Genomic DNA, 19,525 nt, shown 5'->3' with positions numbered 1-19,525 from the left:
TTACAAACAGGGAAATTCGACGATCAGATCCGAACCCTCAAAAAGCTTTGATGGACACAGATTTACAGGATTAGTTTTCAACACCTACTGTTGAAAAGATGTTGAAAATAAAAATTTACCACTCAAAATCAATACTTTAAAAAAATGTTAATAACTTAAACTATTGTGAATAAGCAAAATGGTCAAAAACAAATCAATATCCTCCACTACCATCAAAATAAACTGACTTTGATATGAAAACAAATCCCTTTTTTAGCACCGAAAAATATTCATATATTGTATCTTTGTAAAATGACGCACGATTCCTCAACACTAAAGCCCTACAAAGACGCCAACGATGGGAAGAAGAAACAGGTAGCAGATATGTTTGACAATATCTCGCATTCCTATGATTTTTTGAACCATTTCATGTCTTTGGGTATTGACATTATATGGCGTAAAAAAGCCATCAATTCCTTAAAGTCCATAAAACCGCAACTGATGTTGGATGTAGCGACAGGAACTGGTGATTTTGCACTGGAATCAATTAAAATCTTGAATCCAAAAAAGATTATTGGTGTCGATATCTCCCAAGGCATGCTTGAAGTCGCCAAGAAAAAGATTGCAAGCAAGGGATTAGCGAATCAATTTGAAGTTCAGTTAGGAGATTCTGAGCGGCTTCAATTCGAAGATAATACCTTCGACGCAGTTACTGTAGCATTTGGTGTCCGCAATTTTGAAAATCTGGAAAAGGGCTTATCGGATATATACCGCGTATTAAAGCCTGGTGGGAAAGCTGTTATTTTAGAATTTTCTAATCCGAAAAAGTTCCCCATTAAACAATTGTATAATTTTTATTTCAAGTTTATCACACCAACCATTGGAAAATTCTTTTCAAAAGATTCCAGTGCATATGAATATTTACCGGAATCCGTTGCTCAATTTCCGGACGGCCAAAAGTTCGTGGCCATAAACAAAAAAGCTGGTTTTAATGAAACTATTGTTAGACCACAGACGTTTGGCATCTGTACCATCTATATTGCTACAAAATAGGGTGACCGAGGCGCTTTTTTTTAGGGAAAATCTGATTAAATTTTAAATACCAACTAGTTACAATATATGACTAAAACAGTTTTTATTACAGGAGCAAGTTCCGGCATCGGTCAGGCTTGTGCCGAAGTTTTAGCGAAAGAGGGGTATAATCTTTTACTTTGCGCGCGCAGGTTAAACCGTTTAGAAACATTAAGAGATACACTACTTGCGGCCTACCCGACTATTCAGATCCATATATTTGAGCTCGATGTCCGAGATGCTAAGCAAGTTGCAAACCAAATTGGAGGTTTGCCCCCCGAATGGAAAAAAATAAATATTCTCATCAACAATGCTGGGTTGAGCCAGGGATTAGATCCTATTCAAGATGGTGATATCGGCGATTGGGACAGAATGATTGATACCAATATCAAAGGCTTATTGTATGTAAGTAAAGCTGTGATACCCCTTATGGATACCGACAACGGCGCTCATATTGTTAATTTAGGATCTATTGCAGGGAAAGAGGTGTATCCGAATGGAAATGTATACTGTGCGACCAAACATGCTGTCGACGCATTGACTAAAGCGATGCGTATTGATTTGCTAACGCAAGGCATTAAGGTAACCTCCATCGATCCCGGAATGGTAGAGACAGAGTTTTCGGAAGTTCGTTTTCATGGAGATCGAGAAAGAGCTAAAAATGTTTACAATGGTGTACAACCTCTAACAGGGAAAGATATTGCGGAAACGATCCTTTTCGTCATTACCAGACCAGCACATGTTAATATCAACGATCTCTTAATCATGCCTACAGCGCAGGCCACAGGCACACTTGTCAATCGAAAATAATTCAAATATCATGTCATTAGAAATACAAATAAATCAAGACATTAAGGCAGCAATGATCGCAAAAGACACGGCAAAATTACGTGGTTTACGTGCGATTAAAGCAGCTATCCTCTTAGCGAAAACAGAAAAAGGTCATGCAGAAGATCTTAGCCAGGAGGCGGAGATTAAAGTGTTACAAAAACTTGTCAAACAACGTCGCGAATCTGCTGAAATTTATAAGACGCAAAACCGTGAAGATCTGTATGAAATTGAAGTTGAGGAAGAAAAAGTAATCGAGGCTTACCTACCCAAACAGTTAAGCAAAGAAGAAGTTGAAACCATTGTCAAAGCAATTATCGTAGAAACAGGAGCTTCTTCCATTAAAGATATGGGTAAAGTAATGGGTGCAACAAATCAAAAGCTTGCAGGACAAGCTGATGGCAAAACAATCTCTGAAGTCGTTAAAAGTCTTCTCGCATAAAAGTTTTCAAATCACTCGAGTCAAATTAAATCGGGTATGTCTTCCCTGATATATCGATTTAATTTGACTCTTTTTTTTATTTTAATGATGGATTTTCAGTGGAACCTCAAGAAGTTTGATGAACTCAACAATAAAGAACTGTATCGTATCTTAAAGCTTCGAATGGAAGTTTTTGTTTTGGAACAAGAATGCTTATATCCTGAATTGGACGATAAGGACTTTGCTTGTCTCCATCTTTGGGCGGAACACAATGATGATATCATTGCATACACGAGATTAGTTCCCCCTGGTCTCTCCTATCCGCAGGCTTCCATCGGTCGGGTCATTGTCGCTGAGCAAGCTCGCGGAACCGGTTTGAGTCAACAATTAATGATTCATTCCATCGAATCGCTCTATAAAGAATTTGGTGAAGGCGAGATACAAATAGGCGCACAATTTCATTTAAAATCCTTTTATGAAAAATTAGGGTTTAAACAAATCTCCGAGCCCTACCCTGATTACGGAATCCTTCATATTGATATGATTAAACCCACAATTTAGTAAATTCAGGCATGCAAAACGTTGTCATCATCACGGCCGCTCTATTTGGCAGCCTCGCTATTATCCTAGGTGCATTTGGAGCCCATGCGTTCAAAAAAATCCTATCCGCTGAAAAACTGGAATCCTTTGAGGTCGGCGTGCGATATCAAATGTATGCTGCACTAACCCTATTGATTCTAGGATTCAATTTTCGGTTTGAGCTTCAGTCTGAACGAGTGGCATTTTATCTGATCACACTAGGAACTATTTTATTCTCTGTAAGTATATATTTTCTATCGTTTGCTGAATACTGGAAAAAGAATCTAAAGTTTCTTGGCCCAATTACCCCGCTCGGCGGATTGCTTATGATCGCAGGCTGGGTTGCTGTTATCGTTCGTTTTTTGTAGATTTGAAATAAATATGGCAATGATGTCTGCCCTGAACCGCCCTGATAAGCTGATGACGTCTACTATTTTAGTATAAAACAACAATTTTATATAAAGTGTAGACTTATGGCTATAACACATTCAAATCAAAGCAATCTTCATTTTTTTCTTAAATGGCTTATCTCCTGTAGTGCGATAGGTTTCATTGTCGGATCTGTTTGTGCGTTTTTTCTCTTTTCCCTCAATTGGGTAACGCAGTACCGGGAGGCTCATCCTTGGATAATTTATGGACTTCCCCTAGCAGGATTTGCCATAGCATTGCCCTATAAGTATTGGGGCGATCCATCAAGCAAAGGAAATAACCTGCTGATTGAAGAATACCTTCATCCTCAACGCCGCATTCCGCTTATCATGGCGCCTCTTGTCTTATTCGGAACTTTACTTACACATCTGTTTGGGGGTTCTGCAGGCCGTGAAGGAACTGCTGTACAGATAGGTGGAGCAGTTTCCGATCAGCTTAATCGCTGGTTTGACTTCGATAAAACTGAACGCCGCATCTTAATTTCGATCGGCATCACTGCAGGATTTGCCGCTGTGTTTGGCACCCCGCTCGCCGGAACGATATTCGGCCTGGAAGTCCTACTGATTGGCAAAAAAAGATATTTCGGCATCCTACCCTGTTTATTTACCGCCTATTTTGCGAACTTCAGCTGTCAATTATGGAATATTCCACACAGCCATTATCCAATTCATGATGTTATTCCAATGCTGTCCTTGACCAATATTGGATTTAGCCTCGCCGCAGGTATTCTATTCGGTATTACAGCATGGCTTTTTACATCTGCCAGCGATTTCTTTAGCCTTCAATTCAAACGAATTAAATATCCTCTGCTTAGACCAGTGATTGGCGGTATTATTTTGGTACCTATCATTACGTTATTCCATAGCAGTAACTATATTGGACTTGGTATCCCCATGATTCAGAACGCATTTGTCGATCAGTCGAACTATTATGATTTTATTATCAAATTACTTTTGACGACTTTCACCCTTTCGGCCGGGTTTAAAGGCGGAGAAGTCACCCCCTTATTTTTTATCGGGGCAACCTTAGGTAGTGCATTAAGCACCATTATTCCACTTCCCGTCAGCCTGCTGGCTGCCATGGGCTTTGTAGCCGTATTTTCAGGCGCTACAAACACCCCGCTCGCCTGTATTGTAATGGGTTATGAATTATTTGGGATTCAACCTATTTTATTTATAGCAATAGCGTGTATAGTCGCTTTTTTATTTTCCGGAAAAAAAGGAATTTATATCGCGCAAAAAGGCGGTTTAAAGGAAAAATTATACCGCAGGCTAAATTTATAAACAAGCAATACGCTTTCAGCTTCTTTGTCTATCTCCTTGTGTTCCATTATGGACTACTTCAAATAAACACAAGATCGGACAAAAAAACATGCTAAAAAGAAGAGTGCAGATTACAAGAATGGATAGATGACATCTGAACTACAGTAGTTTTCCGTGCAGAAAGAATGCTGCAACAGTAAAATAGATAATCAATCCGGAGACATCCACCAACGTTGCAACAAACGGCGCTGATGCTGTCGCTGGATCCAAACCGAACCGACGTAGGATAAATGGAATAAACGATCCCGACAAAGTTCCCCATAAAACAATAAACAATAAGGAAACCGCAACCGTAAAGCCAATTGAAATCCAATAAGGACCATAGTCATATAGACCAAGAAAATGCCAGGCCAATATCCGTAGAAATCCGATCGAACCTAATATCCCACCTAAAATTAAACCGGAAGAAACTTCGCGCTTCATCACATACCACCAATCTTTAAGCTTTAACTCTCCGAGCGCCATGGCACGAATAATTAAAGATGCCGCCTGCGACCCCGAATTACCTCCACTGGATATAATTAAAGGAACAAACAAAGCAAGCACAACCGCTTTTTCCAATTCCCCCTCAAAAAAGCCCATTGCTGAGGCTGTAAGCATTTCGCTAAAAAACAAAATGATTAACCAGCCAGCTCTTTTTTGAATCAATTGCAACAAGGGGGTTTTGGTATAAGCCAGATCCAATTCTTCCATCCCTCCAAATCGCTGGATATCTTCTGTATCGCGATCTTCAATTCGGTCCAACACATCATCAAATGTCACAATTCCAACCAACACCCCTGCTTCTGTAACGATAGGCAAAGCACTGCGGTCATATTTTTGAAAAATCTCGAAGGCCTCTTCCATGGGTGTAGAGGCTTTAATCGCGGCAAAATTGTAGTCAATTAAGTCGGAAATCTTAGTAGAAGAATCCGATAGTAGTAATTGACCAATTTTCAAGTCATCGATCAATACGTTTTTCTCATCAACTACATAAATAAAATTGAGCGTTTCAGCTTTCCTTCCAAAAACTTTAATATGCCGAAAGACATCATCAACAGTATAATAAGGACGAACTTGCACATACATTGGTGTCATAAGTCGGGCTATACTATCCTCTTTATATCCGATCAGCTCCAAAGCCATTTGCTTCTCGCGCTCATTCAATAGATTGATCAGATATTTAATCAGATCATCCGGCAATTCCGACAATAATTCATTCCGGGTATCCGGCTTCAAATTATTCAGCAATTCGGACAGCTCATGCTCCGTCATGGATTTGATCAACGTATATTGAACATCCATTTCAAAAAAAGAAAAGATCTCCAATCTATCCTCCAAAGGATAGTCCATAAACTCTTGATGTTGCTCCCCTTTACTTAAACGCGATATTTCTTCCGCGATATCGGCCGGGTGTAATGCTGAATTTTGTTCCATTGGAAGAAAATTTTAATGGATTTAGCGCAAAAGTAGCTTATTTTGTATTATTTTCAACAATCTGAAAAACTATTTTTTCCAATGGGAATTAGGGCCAGCTTTTCATAAAATCGTCTACCACTGTGCTGAACGGTCCATTTGACGTTCCTTGCCCATTAACTTTACAATAGCTTAAAAATTAATTAATCCAGGTGCTAGCTCTACAGGTTCAAGCCCCGCCTTAAACAACCGTGCTTTTAAACCACCTTGCAGTACAATGGTCCCGTCATTTACGTGTAGCCAGCTACCTTCACGCAAGCCTATAACAGGTTGGCTGTTCAATTGATGAAATTCCTGAATTCGCGTTTCCCTCGTCTCTCCTTTATGTGTAGAATTTGGATCTGGATCCAAATAATGTGGATTGATATTAAAAGGTAAGAAACCAAGTGCGTTAAAACTAGGCGGATAAACAATAGGCATATCATTCGTGGTTCCAATTGTTAATCCGGTCAAATTGGACCCCGCGGATGTGCCCACATATGGAATCCCCTTTGCTACTTGTACGCGCAGTTGCGGAACCAAATCCAGATCATACAGCGTTTTTAAGAGTAAAAATGTATTTCCTCCACCAATAAAAATAGCTTTAGCATCCTGAATAGCCTTCTTCATATTGTCAAACTCATGGAGCCCCCTAACCGTCACGCCCTCATCTTTCAGGGCATCTTGTACCTTAGCGGTATAAGCATCAAAGGAAATTCCTGAAGGTCTCGCAAAAGGGACAAACAGCAATTCGTCTGACTGAATAAATTCGACAAAATCGTGCTTAATATAAGCTAAAAACTCACTCCCATGGATCGTGCTTGTACTTACGACCAATAACTTGTACGCTGGATTAATCTTCATCTTCTATCGTTAAAACATTAAATAAAAAGTACCTTTGGCTTTATTAATTGCGAGGCCAAAGGTACAGTTTTCGTTCCTTACTATAGGCTATTTCTTATCAGCAGGCTTTTTTTCTGCACCCAATCTTTTATTTTCTTGCAGTGCCTTATGTAAAAGATATTCTATCTGCCCATTAACACTTCTAAACTCATCTGCAGCCCATTTTTCCAATGCTTTGTACATTTGGTCGTCTAAGCGTAGCATAAAGTTTTTCTTATCCGCCATTTCATTTCGTTTATTGGTACAACGTACCTGTATTTACAATTGGTGTCGCTGCTTTCTCTCCACAGAGTACAACCATTAAATTGCTGACCATTGCTGCTTTTTTCTCGTTATCCAACTCTACAATATCTTTCTCAGACAATTTATGCAAGGCCATTTCCACCATCCCAACTGCACCATCTACGATCTTTGCCCTTGCGGCCACAATTGCTGCCGCCTGTTGTCTTTGAAGCATCGCACCAGCGATTTCTGACGCGTAGGCCAAATGGCTGATTCTTGCTTCCTTAATAATAACGCCAGCTGGCGCCAAACGATCCGACAATTCTTGTTCAAGAATATGATTTACGGTATCCCCACCTTCACGCAAGGTGATCTCCGCTCCTTCATCTTCCAAGTTATCGTAAGGAAAGCTTCCGGCCAAATGTCTTACTGCTGCTTCACTCTGCGTGCGTACATAAGATGTGTAGTTACTGACATCATAAGCAGCTTTATACGTGTCACCCACTTGCCACACGATCACTGCCCCAATCTCAATTGGGTTTCCCATCTTGTCATTTACTTTCAGTGTCTGTCCCTGTAAGTTATCCGAACGAAGACTTACTTTAATCGTTGAATACAACGGATTGACAAAAAACAATCCATTTTCCTTAACGGTACCTACATATTTTCCGAAGAAATTCAGCACACGTGAATGATTTGGATTAATAATCATCAATCCCTTTAAAATAAAAAAAGTAGCAATCATTAATACCACTCCCAATACAACATACAGCGAACTTTCTTCTACACTCGCAAATGAAAATATAGCTGCCACAAACGAGACAACAGCTATCAATAAAGCTAAATAGCCTGACATTGGTTTAATTAGTTTTTCCATAATTGTTAATATATATTTGATATCATTTTAATATCATAAAAATACTACAATAATTTTCATATTTCAAAGGAAAATTTAAAATTGCTATTTTTGATCATGCGCAAAAAATCCTTTCTACCCTTAGTCAATTCGACGACAGAAATACTCATCCTTGGCTCGTTGCCCGGAGATAAATCTCTGGCAGAAAATGAATATTATGCACATCCACAAAATCGCTTTTGGAAAGTAATCACCAATTTGTTCAATGCACCGGAACAAACAAATTATACGGAGAAGATAGATTTATTACTCAAAAACAACATTGGTCTTTGGGATGTTTGTGCAGAAGCCTCTCGTCCCGGCAGTATGGATTTAGCCATACAAAATGAAGTTCCGAATCCGATTGACGAGCTGCTGCAAACCTTTCCCACAATCACACAAATTATTTTTAACGGACAAAAAGCGTACAGTTTGTATTTAAAGCATTTCAACAAACGAGAAGACATTATGTACAGATGCTTACCCAGCACAAGTCCGGCCAATGCGAAAAGTAATCTCGAAAATCTAATTCAACATTGGCGCATAATAATAAGTGATTAAATTACACGAATTAGATTCGTTAATTCAGTCCTATTGCTTATTTTTGCCCTAAGATGTCAGATTTAAAATACAATCAACGAGGCGTATCCGCAGGGAAAGAGGATGTGCACAATGCGATAAAAAATATAGATAAGGGTCTGTTTCCCAAAGCATTTTGCAAAATAATTCCAGATATTTTGGGTGGAGATCCAGACTGGTGTAATATTATGCATGCGGATGGTGCTGGTACCAAATCTTCATTGGCTTATGTATACTGGAAGGAAACCGGTGATATTTCAGTGTGGAAAGGTATAGCACAGGATTCAATTATCATGAATATTGACGACTTGCTTTGCGTGGGAGCCATCGATAACATTCTTTTATCCTCAACGATTGGCAGAAATAAAAATCTTATTCCTGGAGAGGTGATCGCAGAAATCATCAATGGCACAGAAGAGATTCTATCTGAACTTCGGGATTTGGGAATTGGCATCTATTCTACAGGAGGTGAAACGGCCGACGTTGGCGACCTTGTTCGCACCATCATTGTTGATAGTACGGTGACCTGTCGTATGAAACGTGAAGACGTCATTTCAAATCATCGCATCAAAGGTGGCAATGTAATTGTTGGATTGGCATCGAATGGAAAAGCAACCTATGAACAGACGTACAATGGCGGAATGGGTTCCAATGGACTAACTTCTGCACGTCATGATGTATTTAACAAAAAAGTAGCTGAAAAATATCCTGAAGCGTATGATCCAGCTGTTCCTTACGAACTAGTTTTCGCTGGAAGCCAGGACCTCACCAATGAAATCGAAGTTGAAACAGGAGAAAAAATAACTGCGGGTAAGCTTGTTCTTTCGGCGACGCGTACTTATGCGCCTGTTATCAAACAAATACTGGACAAGTATCGTTCACAAATCGACGGAATGGTGCATTGCTCAGGTGGAGCGCAAACAAAGGTTTTACACTTCGTTGATAATGTGCATGTCATCAAAGATAATCTTTTCCCGATCCCACCTCTTTTTGAATTAATACAGAAAGAATCCAATACAGACTGGAAAGAAATGTACAAAGTATTTAATATGGGACATCGTATGGAATTATATGTACCGGAGTCAATTGCATCGGATATCATTGCTATTTCAGAGTCGTTTGGCATTCCGGCTCAAATCATAGGTCGCGTGGAAGAATCTACTGCTAAAAAAGTTACTATAACCTCTCCTTACGGAGAATTTATCTACGAATAAAAGATTTTCATCCCTGTCCCCTGCTTATACAGGCGACAGGGCTATTTTTTCAATTTGGTATAAATGAAAGAGAAACTTCTTGTGGGCTGGAAAGAGACCCTTGATTTACCTGAATTGGGAATATATGGTATAGAAGCAAAAGTCGATACCGGTGCTGCTTCATCGGTACTACATTGCAATTCGTACGAGATCGTTAAGGAAGATGGTCAGGATTGGATTATCTGTGAACTTATAACAAATTTTGGGACAAAAGAAACAAAAACACTGAAGTTAAAACTCTATAGGACAAAACTCGTGAAAAGTTCTTTTGGCCAAGAAGAAAAGCGTTACTATATCCGCACAACAGCAACATTATATAACCAGGTATTTAGCATTAAGATCTCCTTTAGAAATAGATCACAAATGACCTATCCTATGCTGTTGGGTAAAAATTTCTTAAACAAAAGATTTTTGGTCGATGTTTCCAAAGAAAATCTGTCGACGAAGACCCTGGTAAAATAAAACAATTAGCCAAGCTATTTTGTTATCTTAGCACAAAATATATTCAATATACAAATCGTGAAAATTGCCGTATTATCGACAGTAAAGAGTTTATACTCAACTCGTCGTCTCGTAGAAGCCGCACAACAAAGAGGACACGAATGTGTTGTCATCGATCACAGCAAATGTTATGTAGGCATTCAACAAGGTAAACCCAGTATTCATTATAAAGGACAGGATCTCAGTGATATTGATGCCATTATTCCCCGGATAGGAGCATCAGTAACATTCTATGGATCTGCTATCGTTAGACAATTTGAGGTGATGGATGTCATTTCCGCGAATCCCAGTCAAGCCATTACGCGTTCCCGAGACAAATTGAGATGCCTACAGATTTTATCCGGGGCAGGTATCGGACTCCCGATTACAGGATTTGCACGCACAGCCTCCGATGTGGACGATCTCATCAGTATGGTAGGTGGAGCTCCTTTAGTCATTAAACTACTCGAGGGAACCCAAGGTATCGGTGTTGTACTTGCCGAAACCAAAAAAGCGGCCTCTTCTGTTATAGAAGCGTTCTACGGCCTGGGCAATAACATCCTGATCCAAGAGTTCATCAAAGAGTCTAAAGGCTCTGATATTCGTGCATTCGTGGTTGACGGCAAAGTTGTTGGAGCGATGAAACGCACGGCGAAAGAGGGTGAGTTTAGATCAAATATCCATCGGGGTGGCACCGCTCAGATTATCCGGTTAAGTAAAGCTGAAAGAGAAACAGCAATTGCGGCTGCGGCACAGCTAGGACTTACGGTTTGTGGTGTAGATATGATTCCTTCTGACAGAGGCCCTTTAGTACTGGAAGTAAACTCATCTCCTGGTTTGGAAGGCATCGAGAAAGCGACAAAAAAAGATATTGCCTCAGAAATTATACAATATATTGAGAGACAATATGAAGCAAAGCAAGCTCAAATGCCTAAAGTCGTTAAGAAAAAGAAAAAAAGAGAAAGTAAATTATAAAATTACCGGATTAGCAACTAAAAGGGTTGTTCGTATATACGGACAACCCTTTTTAGTTGCTAGATAACCTAGACTCAACTAAAGCCGAATTTCCAATACTCCTTAAATTCGCCTACCGTTGCTTCCAATTTTTACTTATCTTAGGCTAAATTATGAATTAATGAAAAGATTTAGCCATCTTCTATTTGCCTTTGTACTCGTACTAGCTGCATTTTCCTGGTCTTTTAGCCAAACAACTATCCAAAAGACGGCATCGCCAACTTGGCTCCGGCCCACTACAAAAAAGGCCATAAAGCCAAATTTGGATGATATTAGTGATGGATATTACTATGAGCTAATCGAACATCAAATAAACTTGGCTACCCAAACAAAATATTATAAGGACATAAAAGTTCTATTTGATCAGACTGGAATCGAAAATCTGGGGCAAATTCAGGTAACCTTTGACCCGCATTTTCAAAAACTTCAACTACATGAGCTAAAGGTTATTCGCAACGGCAAGGATATTAATCTACTACCGCAAGCAAAATTTAAGCTCCTTGCCTCCGAAACAGAGCTTTCGAGATCTATCTACAACGGAAGTCAAATGGCCCATTATGTTTTGGAGGATTTACGTAAAGACGACAAGATTGTATTTGCTTATTCAATAATAGGTGTAAACCCAGTATTTGAACAGAAATTTTTCGACAGCTACTACTTACAGGGATATGAACCTACAGGTCTGGTCCATCTCAACTATATTGTACCCAATGGTCGCAAACTTCAGTTTAAGAGTTTCAATGGCGCTCCTGAGGTGCAGCAACAGTCAACAGGAAATACAACAAATTTCTTCTGGGAGCTGACGGCTGACAAAACGGTTCAATACGAAGATTATAGCCCGTCATGGTACAGCCCTTTAAAATATATCCAATGCACGGAATTCAATACCTGGCAGGAAGTTGATCAATGGAACCGTAAAATTAATCCCATCCCGCAAATAGCAACGACAAGTACACTGCAAACCTTCGTCAACCAACTTTGGAAAGAGTCCAAAGGACAGCCCTATACATACCTGAAAAAAGCCTGCGACTTTGTACAAAATGAGATACGTTATATGGGTATTGAGATGGGAGAATATTCGCACCGGGCAAATGTTCCAGAAAAAGTATTTTCCCAGCGCTACGGCGATTGCAAGGATAAATCAATGCTGCTGGCTACAATGCTCAAAAACAAGAATATTGATGTAGGACTCGTATTAGCCAATACCTATAAGAATAGAGGCCTGCAGGAAGAGCTCCCCTCGCCCTATGCTTTCAACCATATGGTTATTGAAGTTAATATTGGTGGACGTTCCCAATATATTGACCCCACCATAACTCAGCAGGGTGGAGATATCAAAAACAGGTATTTCCCAGCTTATGGGAAAGTACTCTCCACCATGGGTAGTGGAAAGCTTACAGACGTACCGCAGCATGTTACCGGCAATATTAAAGTCAAGGAAACCTTGACACTGGAAGGCAAATTTGAGGCTACCCTGGATGTCCACACAACTTATGTTGGAAATGAGGCGGACGATATGCGCAGTTATTTTCAAAGTAGCGCCAAAAATGACATACAGAAGCAATACTTAGAGTATTATACAAAGATCTACCCCAAGATCAATAAAACTGGTCATATACAATACAAAGATGATATGGAGAACAATATTGTGGAGGTCATCGAAAAGTATAAAATAAAGAACATTGGAAAGAAGGAAAGCGGATCTACAAAAAAATATATTCCTTTGTTGGGAACAAATATCAATGAAAAGCTTCCAGAGATTATGGAGGATCGTATTGCTCCCCTAAGCCTTTCTTTTCCAACAGATCTAACCTACGAAATGTATATTGTCAACAAAGGCAAAAAGGAATTTGGTAATTACAGGGACAATAGTTATTTTGACAGGACTGCGTATGTCTTCGGTAAAACACTGGAAGTAAATCAAGATAGTATTAAGCTCTCATACACGTTAAGTTTCCACGAACCCTTTGTCGAACAAAAAGACCTGAAACAGTATTATACAGATTTTGCAGATCGTGATGATATCTTTTATAATGGCTTTTATCTTGACAATGACGGATATGTAACAGATGGGATACCTCGCTTAGGAACCCCTTCTTCAGTCAATGAAATTAATTGGTTTTCATTAATCCTATTCGTTCTTCTGGTGCCAGCCATCATCTGGTATATTGTTAAAAAGTATAATAAAACCAGAGCTTTTATCATCAAACCTTATGACGAGATCTATCACGATCAGATCGGCGGATGGATGATCGTGCTGCTTATTGTACTATTTATAAATATAGTGACCCTATCCGGTATATTTTTCTTCCAGCAGTCCTTCTTTAATTTAAATACTTGGCAGGCGGCAGATCAGCTGGAAGGTGTTTCCCCCTTTTTATACAGAACTTTACTATTATTAGAAATAATCGGTAATATATTGGTACTAGCGGGTTTGATTTATAGCTGCATCTTGCTGGTCAAGAAACGCGATATTTTCGCTCAGACCTTCTTTATGGTTGCACTATTTATGGCCGTATTCTGTACTATTGATGGAATTGTATCCCATCTTATGTTCAAAAGTTATTTTGATAAAACAGAAGACTTGTTCACACATTATAAAGATACTATAAAATCAATTTTTTTCTTCTGTATTTGGGGAACTTACGTCTATAAATCGGAACGTGTAAAAGGCACCTGTATTCGGACGTATCAGAACGATGAGATTATTCAGAAGGCTGCGACAGTTCATCCTTTTGATCAAGATTTTCTAAAGCCTTATTCAATTACAAAACAAAGAGAAAACGAAGCTGAGGCGGAATTTCAATCCCAGGGTGATAGAGCCAATAGCAGTCATCCCGAGGATCATCCAGATAAACCATAGTTGCCACCTCGCGTAAAAATGGTTTCGTAAATAATATACGAAACCATTTTTTATGAAAATATGATTTACATTATTTCATCTTCATCACCATATTATCCGCGCCTTCAGTAGACACTTTTACCTGACCAGATTTGTTCTTCGTAGACTTATAATGGACATGGTTTTTGACTCCCTCAATCTGAACGGTCTCTACTGAACCAATATTGACCCTATTGTCTGCTCCCTCTATCGTTACCGTTGCGATGTCATTGCCTGTTACTGTATTCCCCTTCCCCTCAATAATCAATTTGCTCACATTGCCACGAATCACAACTTTATTGTCAGCTCCTTCTATTTGTACGATCTCTCCTCCTTTGGCCTCTATTGTACGGTTATTGTTTACCCCTTCAATCGAGATAACTTTTCCCTGTTGATTAACCACATCGTTCGTTAGAGCCTTGGAAAATGGCTCTTTGGCCGCTATAACCAAGCTTCCGATCAAAAGAAGCGAAAATCCAAATGTAATTGTTCTTAGTTTCATAATGCTCTATTTTCTACAGTTCAACAAAAATCAAACCTAATTTCAGATTTAAAAGGGATATGAGCTGTAATATACTACGTCAATGCCTCAAAAGTATAATTGGGGAATAAGAAATAAAATGAAATACAGCATGTATTGGTTTTACTTGGAACATAACGTCCCAAAAAAGATACAGCATCCGTTACAACAAAAAAAGGAGCCTAACAGGCTCCTTTAATATCTCTAACAAATTGACAGCGGATTAAAAACTCTATTTTACTGCGTCTACAACTGCTTTGAAAGCTTCTGGGTTATTTAAAGCTAAGTCAGCTAAAACCTTACGGTTCAAACCAATATTCTTAGCGTTTAATTTACCGATCAATTGGGAATAAGAAATTCCGTGTTGACGAGCTCCAGCGTTGATACGTTGAATCCATAAAGCTCTAAACTCGCGTTTTTTGGTTTTACGATCGCGGTAAGCGTATTGTAAACCTTTTTCTACTGTATTTTTAGCAATAGTATAAACTTTGCTACGTGATCCAAAGTAACCTTTTGCAAGGCCTAGGATTTTTTTGCGTCTTCTTCTAGAAGCTACTGCGTTAACCGAACGTGGCATATTTTTAAAATTAGTTTGGTAGAAGGTGTCATGTATTTCAATGAACTTACAACCTTATACCCGGTTAAAAAATTATTATTAATAAAATCGAATAAAACTTATTTACCGATAGCAAGCATACGTTTTACGTTGCCCATATCGCCATCAGATACATAACTTGTTTGTGTTAAGTTACGTTTACGTTTTGTGCTCTTTTTTGTCAAGATGTGGCTTTTGAAAGCGTTTTTTCTTGCAATTTTACCTGTTCCAGTCAATTTGAAACGTTTCTTTGCGCTGGAATTGGTTTTAACTTTTGGCATAATACTTATAAATTTTATATCAATCTGTTAGAATTCTTATTATTTTTTAGGAGCCTTTGGAGCTACTGTTAAAAACATGCGTTTACCTTCTAATTTCGGTAAAAGCTCTACCTTACCGTAATCCTCTAAAGCCTGAGCAAAGCGTAACAACAAGATCTCACCTTGATCCTTGTGTACAATAGCACGACCTTTGAAGTGTACATAAGCACGAACTTTCTCTCCACTTTCTAGAAACTTAATAGCATGTTTCAATTTGAACTCAAAATCATGCTCACCAGAGTTAGGTCCGAAACGGATTTCTTTAATAACAGTCTGTTTTGCATTAGCTTTGATTTCCTTTTGTTTCTTCTTCTGTTCGTAAACAAACTTACTGTAGTCGATAATCTTACAAACCGGCGGTACAGCATTTGGCGAAATCTCCACTAAATCAAGTTCCAACTCATCAGCCAACTCTAACGCTTTGCGCGTAGGGTAAACTCCTTGTTCCACATTATCTCCTACCAAGCGCACCTCCGGTACCTTGATTAACTCATTAATGCGGTGATCTGGTTCTTTCTTTCTCATTGGTGGTCTTGGACCACCGGGTCTTTTTAATGCCAAATGTTTAAAAATTAAACGGTTATTTCCTTAATTAATATATCTCTAAATGCCTCAGCAGTCATTGTTCCCAATTCCACTGAGCCATGTTTACGTACAGAAACTGTGCCATTTTCCACCTCTTTTTCCCCTACAATCAACATATAAGGAAGCTTTTTCACTTCGGCGTCTCTGATTTTTCTGCCCACTTTCTCGTCACGTAAGTCTATCAGTCCGCGAATATCGGAATTATTTAGCGAATTCAAAACATTTTGCGCATATTCTTCGTATTTTTCTGACACTGGCAAGACGATAAATTGCTCAGGTGCAAGCCATAACGGGAATTGTCCCGCACAATGTTCGATCAGTACAGCTACAAAACGCTCCAAAGATCCAAAAGGTGCACGGTGAATCATTACTGGACGATGTTTCATATTATCACTTCCAGTATATTCCAATTCAAAACGCTCAGGTAAATTATAATCGACCTGTATTGTACCCAATTGCCACTTCCGTCCTAAAGCATCCTTCACCATAAAGTCTAACTTAGGACCATAGAAAGCCGCCTCTCCATATTCCACGACTGTCGGTAAACCTTTCTCTTCAGCAGCCTCAATAATCGCAGACTCAGCCAAAGCCCAATTTTCGTCAGTACCAATATATTTTGTACGGTTTTCAGGATCACGTAATGACACTTGTGCTGTATAATCATTAAAGCCTAACGCTCCAAATACATAAAGAACCAAGTCTATTACCTTTTTGAATTCATCTTTAACCTGATCAGGACGGCAAAACAAATGTGCATCATCTTGCGTAAACCCACGAACCCTTGTCAAACCGTGAAGCTCACCAGATTGCTCGTAACGATATACAGTACCAAACTCAGCAAAGCGAACCGGTAAGTCCTTATACGAGCGTGGTTTTACTTTATAAATTTCACAATGATGCGGACAGTTCATTGGTTTTAACAAAAACTCTTCTCCTTCGATCGGAGTCTTTATTGGTTGAAATGAATCCGCGCCATATTTCTCATAGTGTCCAGAAGTCACATATAACTGCTTATGCCCGATATGCGGCGTAACAACAGGCTCATACCCAGAGTTTAACTGTGCTTTCTGCAAAAAGTCTATCAGCTTTTGACGTAATGCAGCTCCTTTAGGCAACCAAAGTGGCAAACCTGCACCAACTTTTTCAGAAAAAGCAAAAAGTTCCAACTCTTTCCCAAGTTTACGGTGATCGCGTTTTTTCGCCTCTTCTATAAATTTCAAATACTCTGTAAGCTCCGATGCCTTAGGGAACGTAACACCATAAATACGTGTCAACTGTTTGCGAGACTCATCACCCCTCCAGTAAGCACCGGCAACATTAGTCAATTTAATCGCTTTAATAAACCCAGTATTTGGAATATGAGGGCCACGACATAAATCTGTAAATTCCCCTTGCGTGTAGAAAGTAATCTTTCCATCTTCCAAGTCTTTGATTAAATCTAGCTTATACTCATCTCCTTTTTCAGTAAAGTAAGCCAATGCATCCGATTTCGAAACAGCTTTACGTTCAAATGTTTCTTTCCGTTTAGCCAGCTCCAGCATCTTGTCTTCGATGGCTTTAAAGTCATCAGACGAGAATTCACGATCACCAAAATCAACATCGTAGTAAAATCCGGTTTCAATCGCGGGACCAATACCAAATTTAATCACTGGATACAATGCCTCCAAAGCCTCAGCCAGTAAGTGGGCTGAAGAATGCCAAAAAGTGGATTTACCTTTGGTATCATTCCAGGTTAATAACTTAACAGTAGCATCATTTTCAATAGCACGGGCAGAATCCCACACTTCGCCATTTACTTCGGCAGCAAGAACGTTTCTTGCAAGCCCCTCTGAGATGGATAACGCAATCTCTGCAGCAGTGATTCCTTTTTGATACTCTCTTACGGAACCATCCGGTAGTGTAATTTTAATCATTTACAACTATGATCTTTAAATTGTTAAAAAATAGAAAACATAAAACAACATGTACAATTATGTTATTACACTTACGTTTTCAATAAATAAATTGTGACACAAATTTAGTAAAAATTCTGATAAAATAACAGGTTTTTTGCGCTATTCAACGCATTATTCAGGGCATTTACAGGCTCCCCACCTCTCCACTGTTCAAATACGCCGACTTCATTGGCTTTACACACTTTACATCCTCATCGTTGCAGTTTAAAACGGATTGATAATCTGATCTTATTGACCAACAATATCGCTCTATGGTACCGAGGTACATCCCAACAATTAATGAAAATCAGGTTATATATTAACAGGGTAATTGCAGGGGGTTAACAGGGGTAAATCCCTATTAACCCCCTGTTATACCTCTACAAAAAGAGTGTTGTTTCACTGTTAATAGAAAACATAGTATAGGCTGATAGCATGGTAGCAGTAAACTATGTGCTTTGTTTAAACATGAACCTAAAAACAAAGGGATAAAAGCAGATTATACCAGCTACTATATATAAAAAAATGACAGGGCAGCTACTTAAAAGCAACAGGACAAATTGAGCATCTCATTAATATTTGCTACCTTTGCAGACTGAAATTTTAACTATGTCAAATCAAGTACCAGAAGACGGAACACTATTACCCCTAATGGAAGAATTTTACACGATTCAGGGAGAAGGCTACCATACCGGGACTGCTGCTTATTTCATACGATTGGGTGGTTGCGATGTTGGCTGCCATTGGTGCGATGTAAAGGAAAGCTGGGATGCATCTATCCACCCCCTTACAGCCGCAGATTCGATTATCGAAAATGCAAAGAAATATCCGGCAAAAACTGTTGTCATTACGGGTGGCGAACCGCTTATTTATAATTTGGATTACCTAACAAAAGGGCTTCATGAGGCAGGGATTAAAACGTTTATTGAAACCTCTGGTGCATATCCTCTGAGTGGTGAATGGGACTGGATATGTTTATCTCCAAAAAAATTCAAAGCACCACGCAAAGATGTGTTAGAAGCTGCTGGTGAACTTAAAGTTATCGTTTTCAATAAAAGCGATTTCGCTTGGGGAGAAGAATATGCACAACTTGTAGGGCCAAACTGCAGATTATACCTTCAACCTGAATGGTCGAAATCTAAAGAAATGACGCCTTCTATTATTGATTACGTAAAAGAAAACCCTAAATGGGATATTTCACTACAAACACATAAGTTTTTAAACATTCCTTAATAGTGAAATGCACGATTAAATAGACACAAAAAAGAAGCTGTCTCAAAT

21 protein-coding genes and 1 riboswitch are annotated in these 19,525 nt (G+C 39.0%); of the genes, 12 read left to right on the top strand and 9 right to left on the bottom strand.

Features of this window, described 5'->3' with window-relative positions:
• Positions 1-291 precede the first annotated feature (291 nt).
• The 6 genes from ubiE to B3H30_RS20600 all read left to right on the top strand — a co-directional run bounded on the left by ubiE (position 292) and on the right by B3H30_RS20600 (position 4,590).
• Positions 292-1,032, top strand: coding sequence for a bifunctional demethylmenaquinone methyltransferase/2-methoxy-6-polyprenyl-1,4-benzoquinol methylase UbiE (gene ubiE, locus B3H30_RS20625; protein WP_070565625.1), 741 nt, complete (start codon positions 292-294; stop codon positions 1,030-1,032).
• A 66-nt stretch (positions 1,033-1,098) separates the two neighbouring features.
• Positions 1,099-1,860, top strand: a complete 762-nt coding sequence (locus B3H30_RS20620; RefSeq protein WP_070565627.1) for an SDR family oxidoreductase — start codon at positions 1,099-1,101, stop codon at positions 1,858-1,860.
• 10 nt (positions 1,861-1,870) lie between these two features.
• Entirely contained in the window at positions 1,871-2,320 is a 450-nt protein-coding gene (locus B3H30_RS20615; protein ID WP_070565629.1) for a GatB/YqeY domain-containing protein, read from the top strand.
• Positions 2,321-2,356: 36 nt separating this feature from the next.
• Complete coding sequence (locus B3H30_RS20610; RefSeq protein WP_236560229.1) at positions 2,357-2,860, top strand: GNAT family N-acetyltransferase; 504 nt, start codon at positions 2,357-2,359, stop codon at positions 2,858-2,860.
• Between the two features lie 11 nt (positions 2,861-2,871).
• On the top strand, positions 2,872-3,246 hold the full coding sequence (locus B3H30_RS20605) for a DUF423 domain-containing protein (RefSeq protein WP_070565633.1): 375 nt from the start codon (positions 2,872-2,874) through the stop codon (positions 3,244-3,246).
• Between the two features lie 6 nt (positions 3,247-3,252).
• A riboswitch (Fluoride riboswitch) is annotated at positions 3,253-3,315 on the top strand.
• 36 nt (positions 3,316-3,351) lie between these two features.
• Positions 3,352-4,590 (top strand): voltage-gated chloride channel family protein, encoded by a 1,239-nt coding sequence (locus B3H30_RS20600; RefSeq protein ID WP_070565635.1) that lies wholly within the window; start codon positions 3,352-3,354, stop codon positions 4,588-4,590.
• A 138-nt stretch (positions 4,591-4,728) separates the two neighbouring features.
• On the opposite strand, the gene mgtE is transcribed toward B3H30_RS20600, so the two are convergent.
• The 4 genes from mgtE to B3H30_RS20580 all read right to left on the bottom strand — a co-directional run bounded on the left by mgtE (position 4,729) and on the right by B3H30_RS20580 (position 8,065).
• Positions 4,729-6,045: a magnesium transporter gene (gene mgtE / locus B3H30_RS20595; protein WP_070565637.1), complete on the bottom strand. Its 1,317-nt coding sequence runs from the start codon at positions 6,043-6,045 to the stop codon at positions 4,729-4,731.
• Between the two features lie 171 nt (positions 6,046-6,216).
• Entirely contained in the window at positions 6,217-6,927 is a 711-nt protein-coding gene (pepE, locus tag B3H30_RS20590; RefSeq protein WP_070565639.1) for a dipeptidase PepE, read from the bottom strand.
• 87 nt (positions 6,928-7,014) lie between these two features.
• A complete protein-coding gene (locus B3H30_RS20585) occupies positions 7,015-7,191 on the bottom strand; it encodes a ribbon-helix-helix domain-containing protein (RefSeq protein WP_070565641.1) in 177 nt (58 codons plus the stop codon).
• A gap of 10 nt (positions 7,192-7,201) precedes the next feature.
• Entirely contained in the window at positions 7,202-8,065 is an 864-nt protein-coding gene (locus B3H30_RS20580; RefSeq protein ID WP_070565643.1) for an SPFH domain-containing protein, read from the bottom strand.
• 96 nt (positions 8,066-8,161) lie between these two features.
• On the opposite strand from B3H30_RS20580, the gene B3H30_RS20575 reads away from it, so the two are divergent.
• The 5 genes from B3H30_RS20575 to B3H30_RS20555 all read left to right on the top strand — a co-directional run bounded on the left by B3H30_RS20575 (position 8,162) and on the right by B3H30_RS20555 (position 14,272).
• Positions 8,162-8,644, top strand: a complete 483-nt coding sequence (locus B3H30_RS20575; RefSeq protein ID WP_070565645.1) for a DNA-deoxyinosine glycosylase — start codon at positions 8,162-8,164, stop codon at positions 8,642-8,644.
• 53 nt (positions 8,645-8,697) lie between these two features.
• Positions 8,698-9,876 (top strand): AIR synthase related protein, encoded by a 1,179-nt coding sequence (locus tag B3H30_RS20570; protein ID WP_070565647.1) that lies wholly within the window; start codon positions 8,698-8,700, stop codon positions 9,874-9,876.
• 63 nt (positions 9,877-9,939) lie between these two features.
• Positions 9,940-10,377, top strand: a complete 438-nt coding sequence (locus tag B3H30_RS20565) for an ATP-dependent zinc protease (RefSeq protein ID WP_070565649.1) — start codon at positions 9,940-9,942, stop codon at positions 10,375-10,377.
• Between the two features lie 57 nt (positions 10,378-10,434).
• Entirely contained in the window at positions 10,435-11,370 is a 936-nt protein-coding gene (rimK, locus tag B3H30_RS20560; protein WP_070565651.1) for a 30S ribosomal protein S6--L-glutamate ligase, read from the top strand.
• A gap of 160 nt (positions 11,371-11,530) precedes the next feature.
• Positions 11,531-14,272 (top strand): DUF3857 domain-containing protein, encoded by a 2,742-nt coding sequence (locus B3H30_RS20555; protein ID WP_070565653.1) that lies wholly within the window; start codon positions 11,531-11,533, stop codon positions 14,270-14,272.
• A 70-nt stretch (positions 14,273-14,342) separates the two neighbouring features.
• Here the strand turns inward: B3H30_RS20555 and B3H30_RS20550 are convergent, their stop codons facing one another.
• The 5 genes from B3H30_RS20550 to thrS form a co-directional block, all read right to left on the bottom strand.
• On the bottom strand, positions 14,343-14,792 hold the full coding sequence (locus tag B3H30_RS20550) for a DUF3060 domain-containing protein (protein ID WP_070565655.1): 450 nt from the start codon (positions 14,790-14,792) through the stop codon (positions 14,343-14,345).
• A gap of 250 nt (positions 14,793-15,042) precedes the next feature.
• Positions 15,043-15,387: a 50S ribosomal protein L20 gene (gene rplT / locus B3H30_RS20545; protein WP_046674462.1), complete on the bottom strand. Its 345-nt coding sequence runs from the start codon at positions 15,385-15,387 to the stop codon at positions 15,043-15,045.
• A gap of 98 nt (positions 15,388-15,485) precedes the next feature.
• A complete protein-coding gene (rpmI, locus tag B3H30_RS20540) occupies positions 15,486-15,686 on the bottom strand; it encodes a 50S ribosomal protein L35 (RefSeq protein WP_002993964.1) in 201 nt (66 codons plus the stop codon).
• A 39-nt stretch (positions 15,687-15,725) separates the two neighbouring features.
• Complete coding sequence (gene infC / locus B3H30_RS20535; protein WP_083295912.1) at positions 15,726-16,286, bottom strand: translation initiation factor IF-3; 561 nt, start codon at positions 16,284-16,286, stop codon at positions 15,726-15,728.
• Between the two features lie 11 nt (positions 16,287-16,297).
• Positions 16,298-18,223 carry a threonine--tRNA ligase gene (thrS, locus tag B3H30_RS20530; RefSeq protein WP_286834839.1) on the bottom strand — a complete coding sequence of 642 codons (1,926 nt, stop codon included), beginning with the start codon at positions 18,221-18,223 and terminating at the stop codon, positions 16,298-16,300.
• Between the two features lie 630 nt (positions 18,224-18,853).
• On the opposite strand from thrS, the gene B3H30_RS20525 reads away from it, so the two are divergent.
• The gene (locus tag B3H30_RS20525) at positions 18,854-19,477 is read left to right on the top strand and encodes a 7-carboxy-7-deazaguanine synthase QueE (protein WP_046674459.1); all 624 of its coding nucleotides are present in this window, start codon (positions 18,854-18,856) and stop codon (positions 19,475-19,477) included.
• Positions 19,478-19,525 lie beyond the last annotated feature (48 nt).

This window comes from Sphingobacterium sp. UBA7038, from assembly GCF_002494055.1.
In the GTDB taxonomy this organism is placed as follows: domain Bacteria; phylum Bacteroidota; class Bacteroidia; order Sphingobacteriales; family Sphingobacteriaceae; genus Sphingobacterium; species Sphingobacterium multivorum.
Note: the sequence above shows the minus strand (reverse complement) of the source record. Positions and strands in the feature narration are given on the sequence as shown.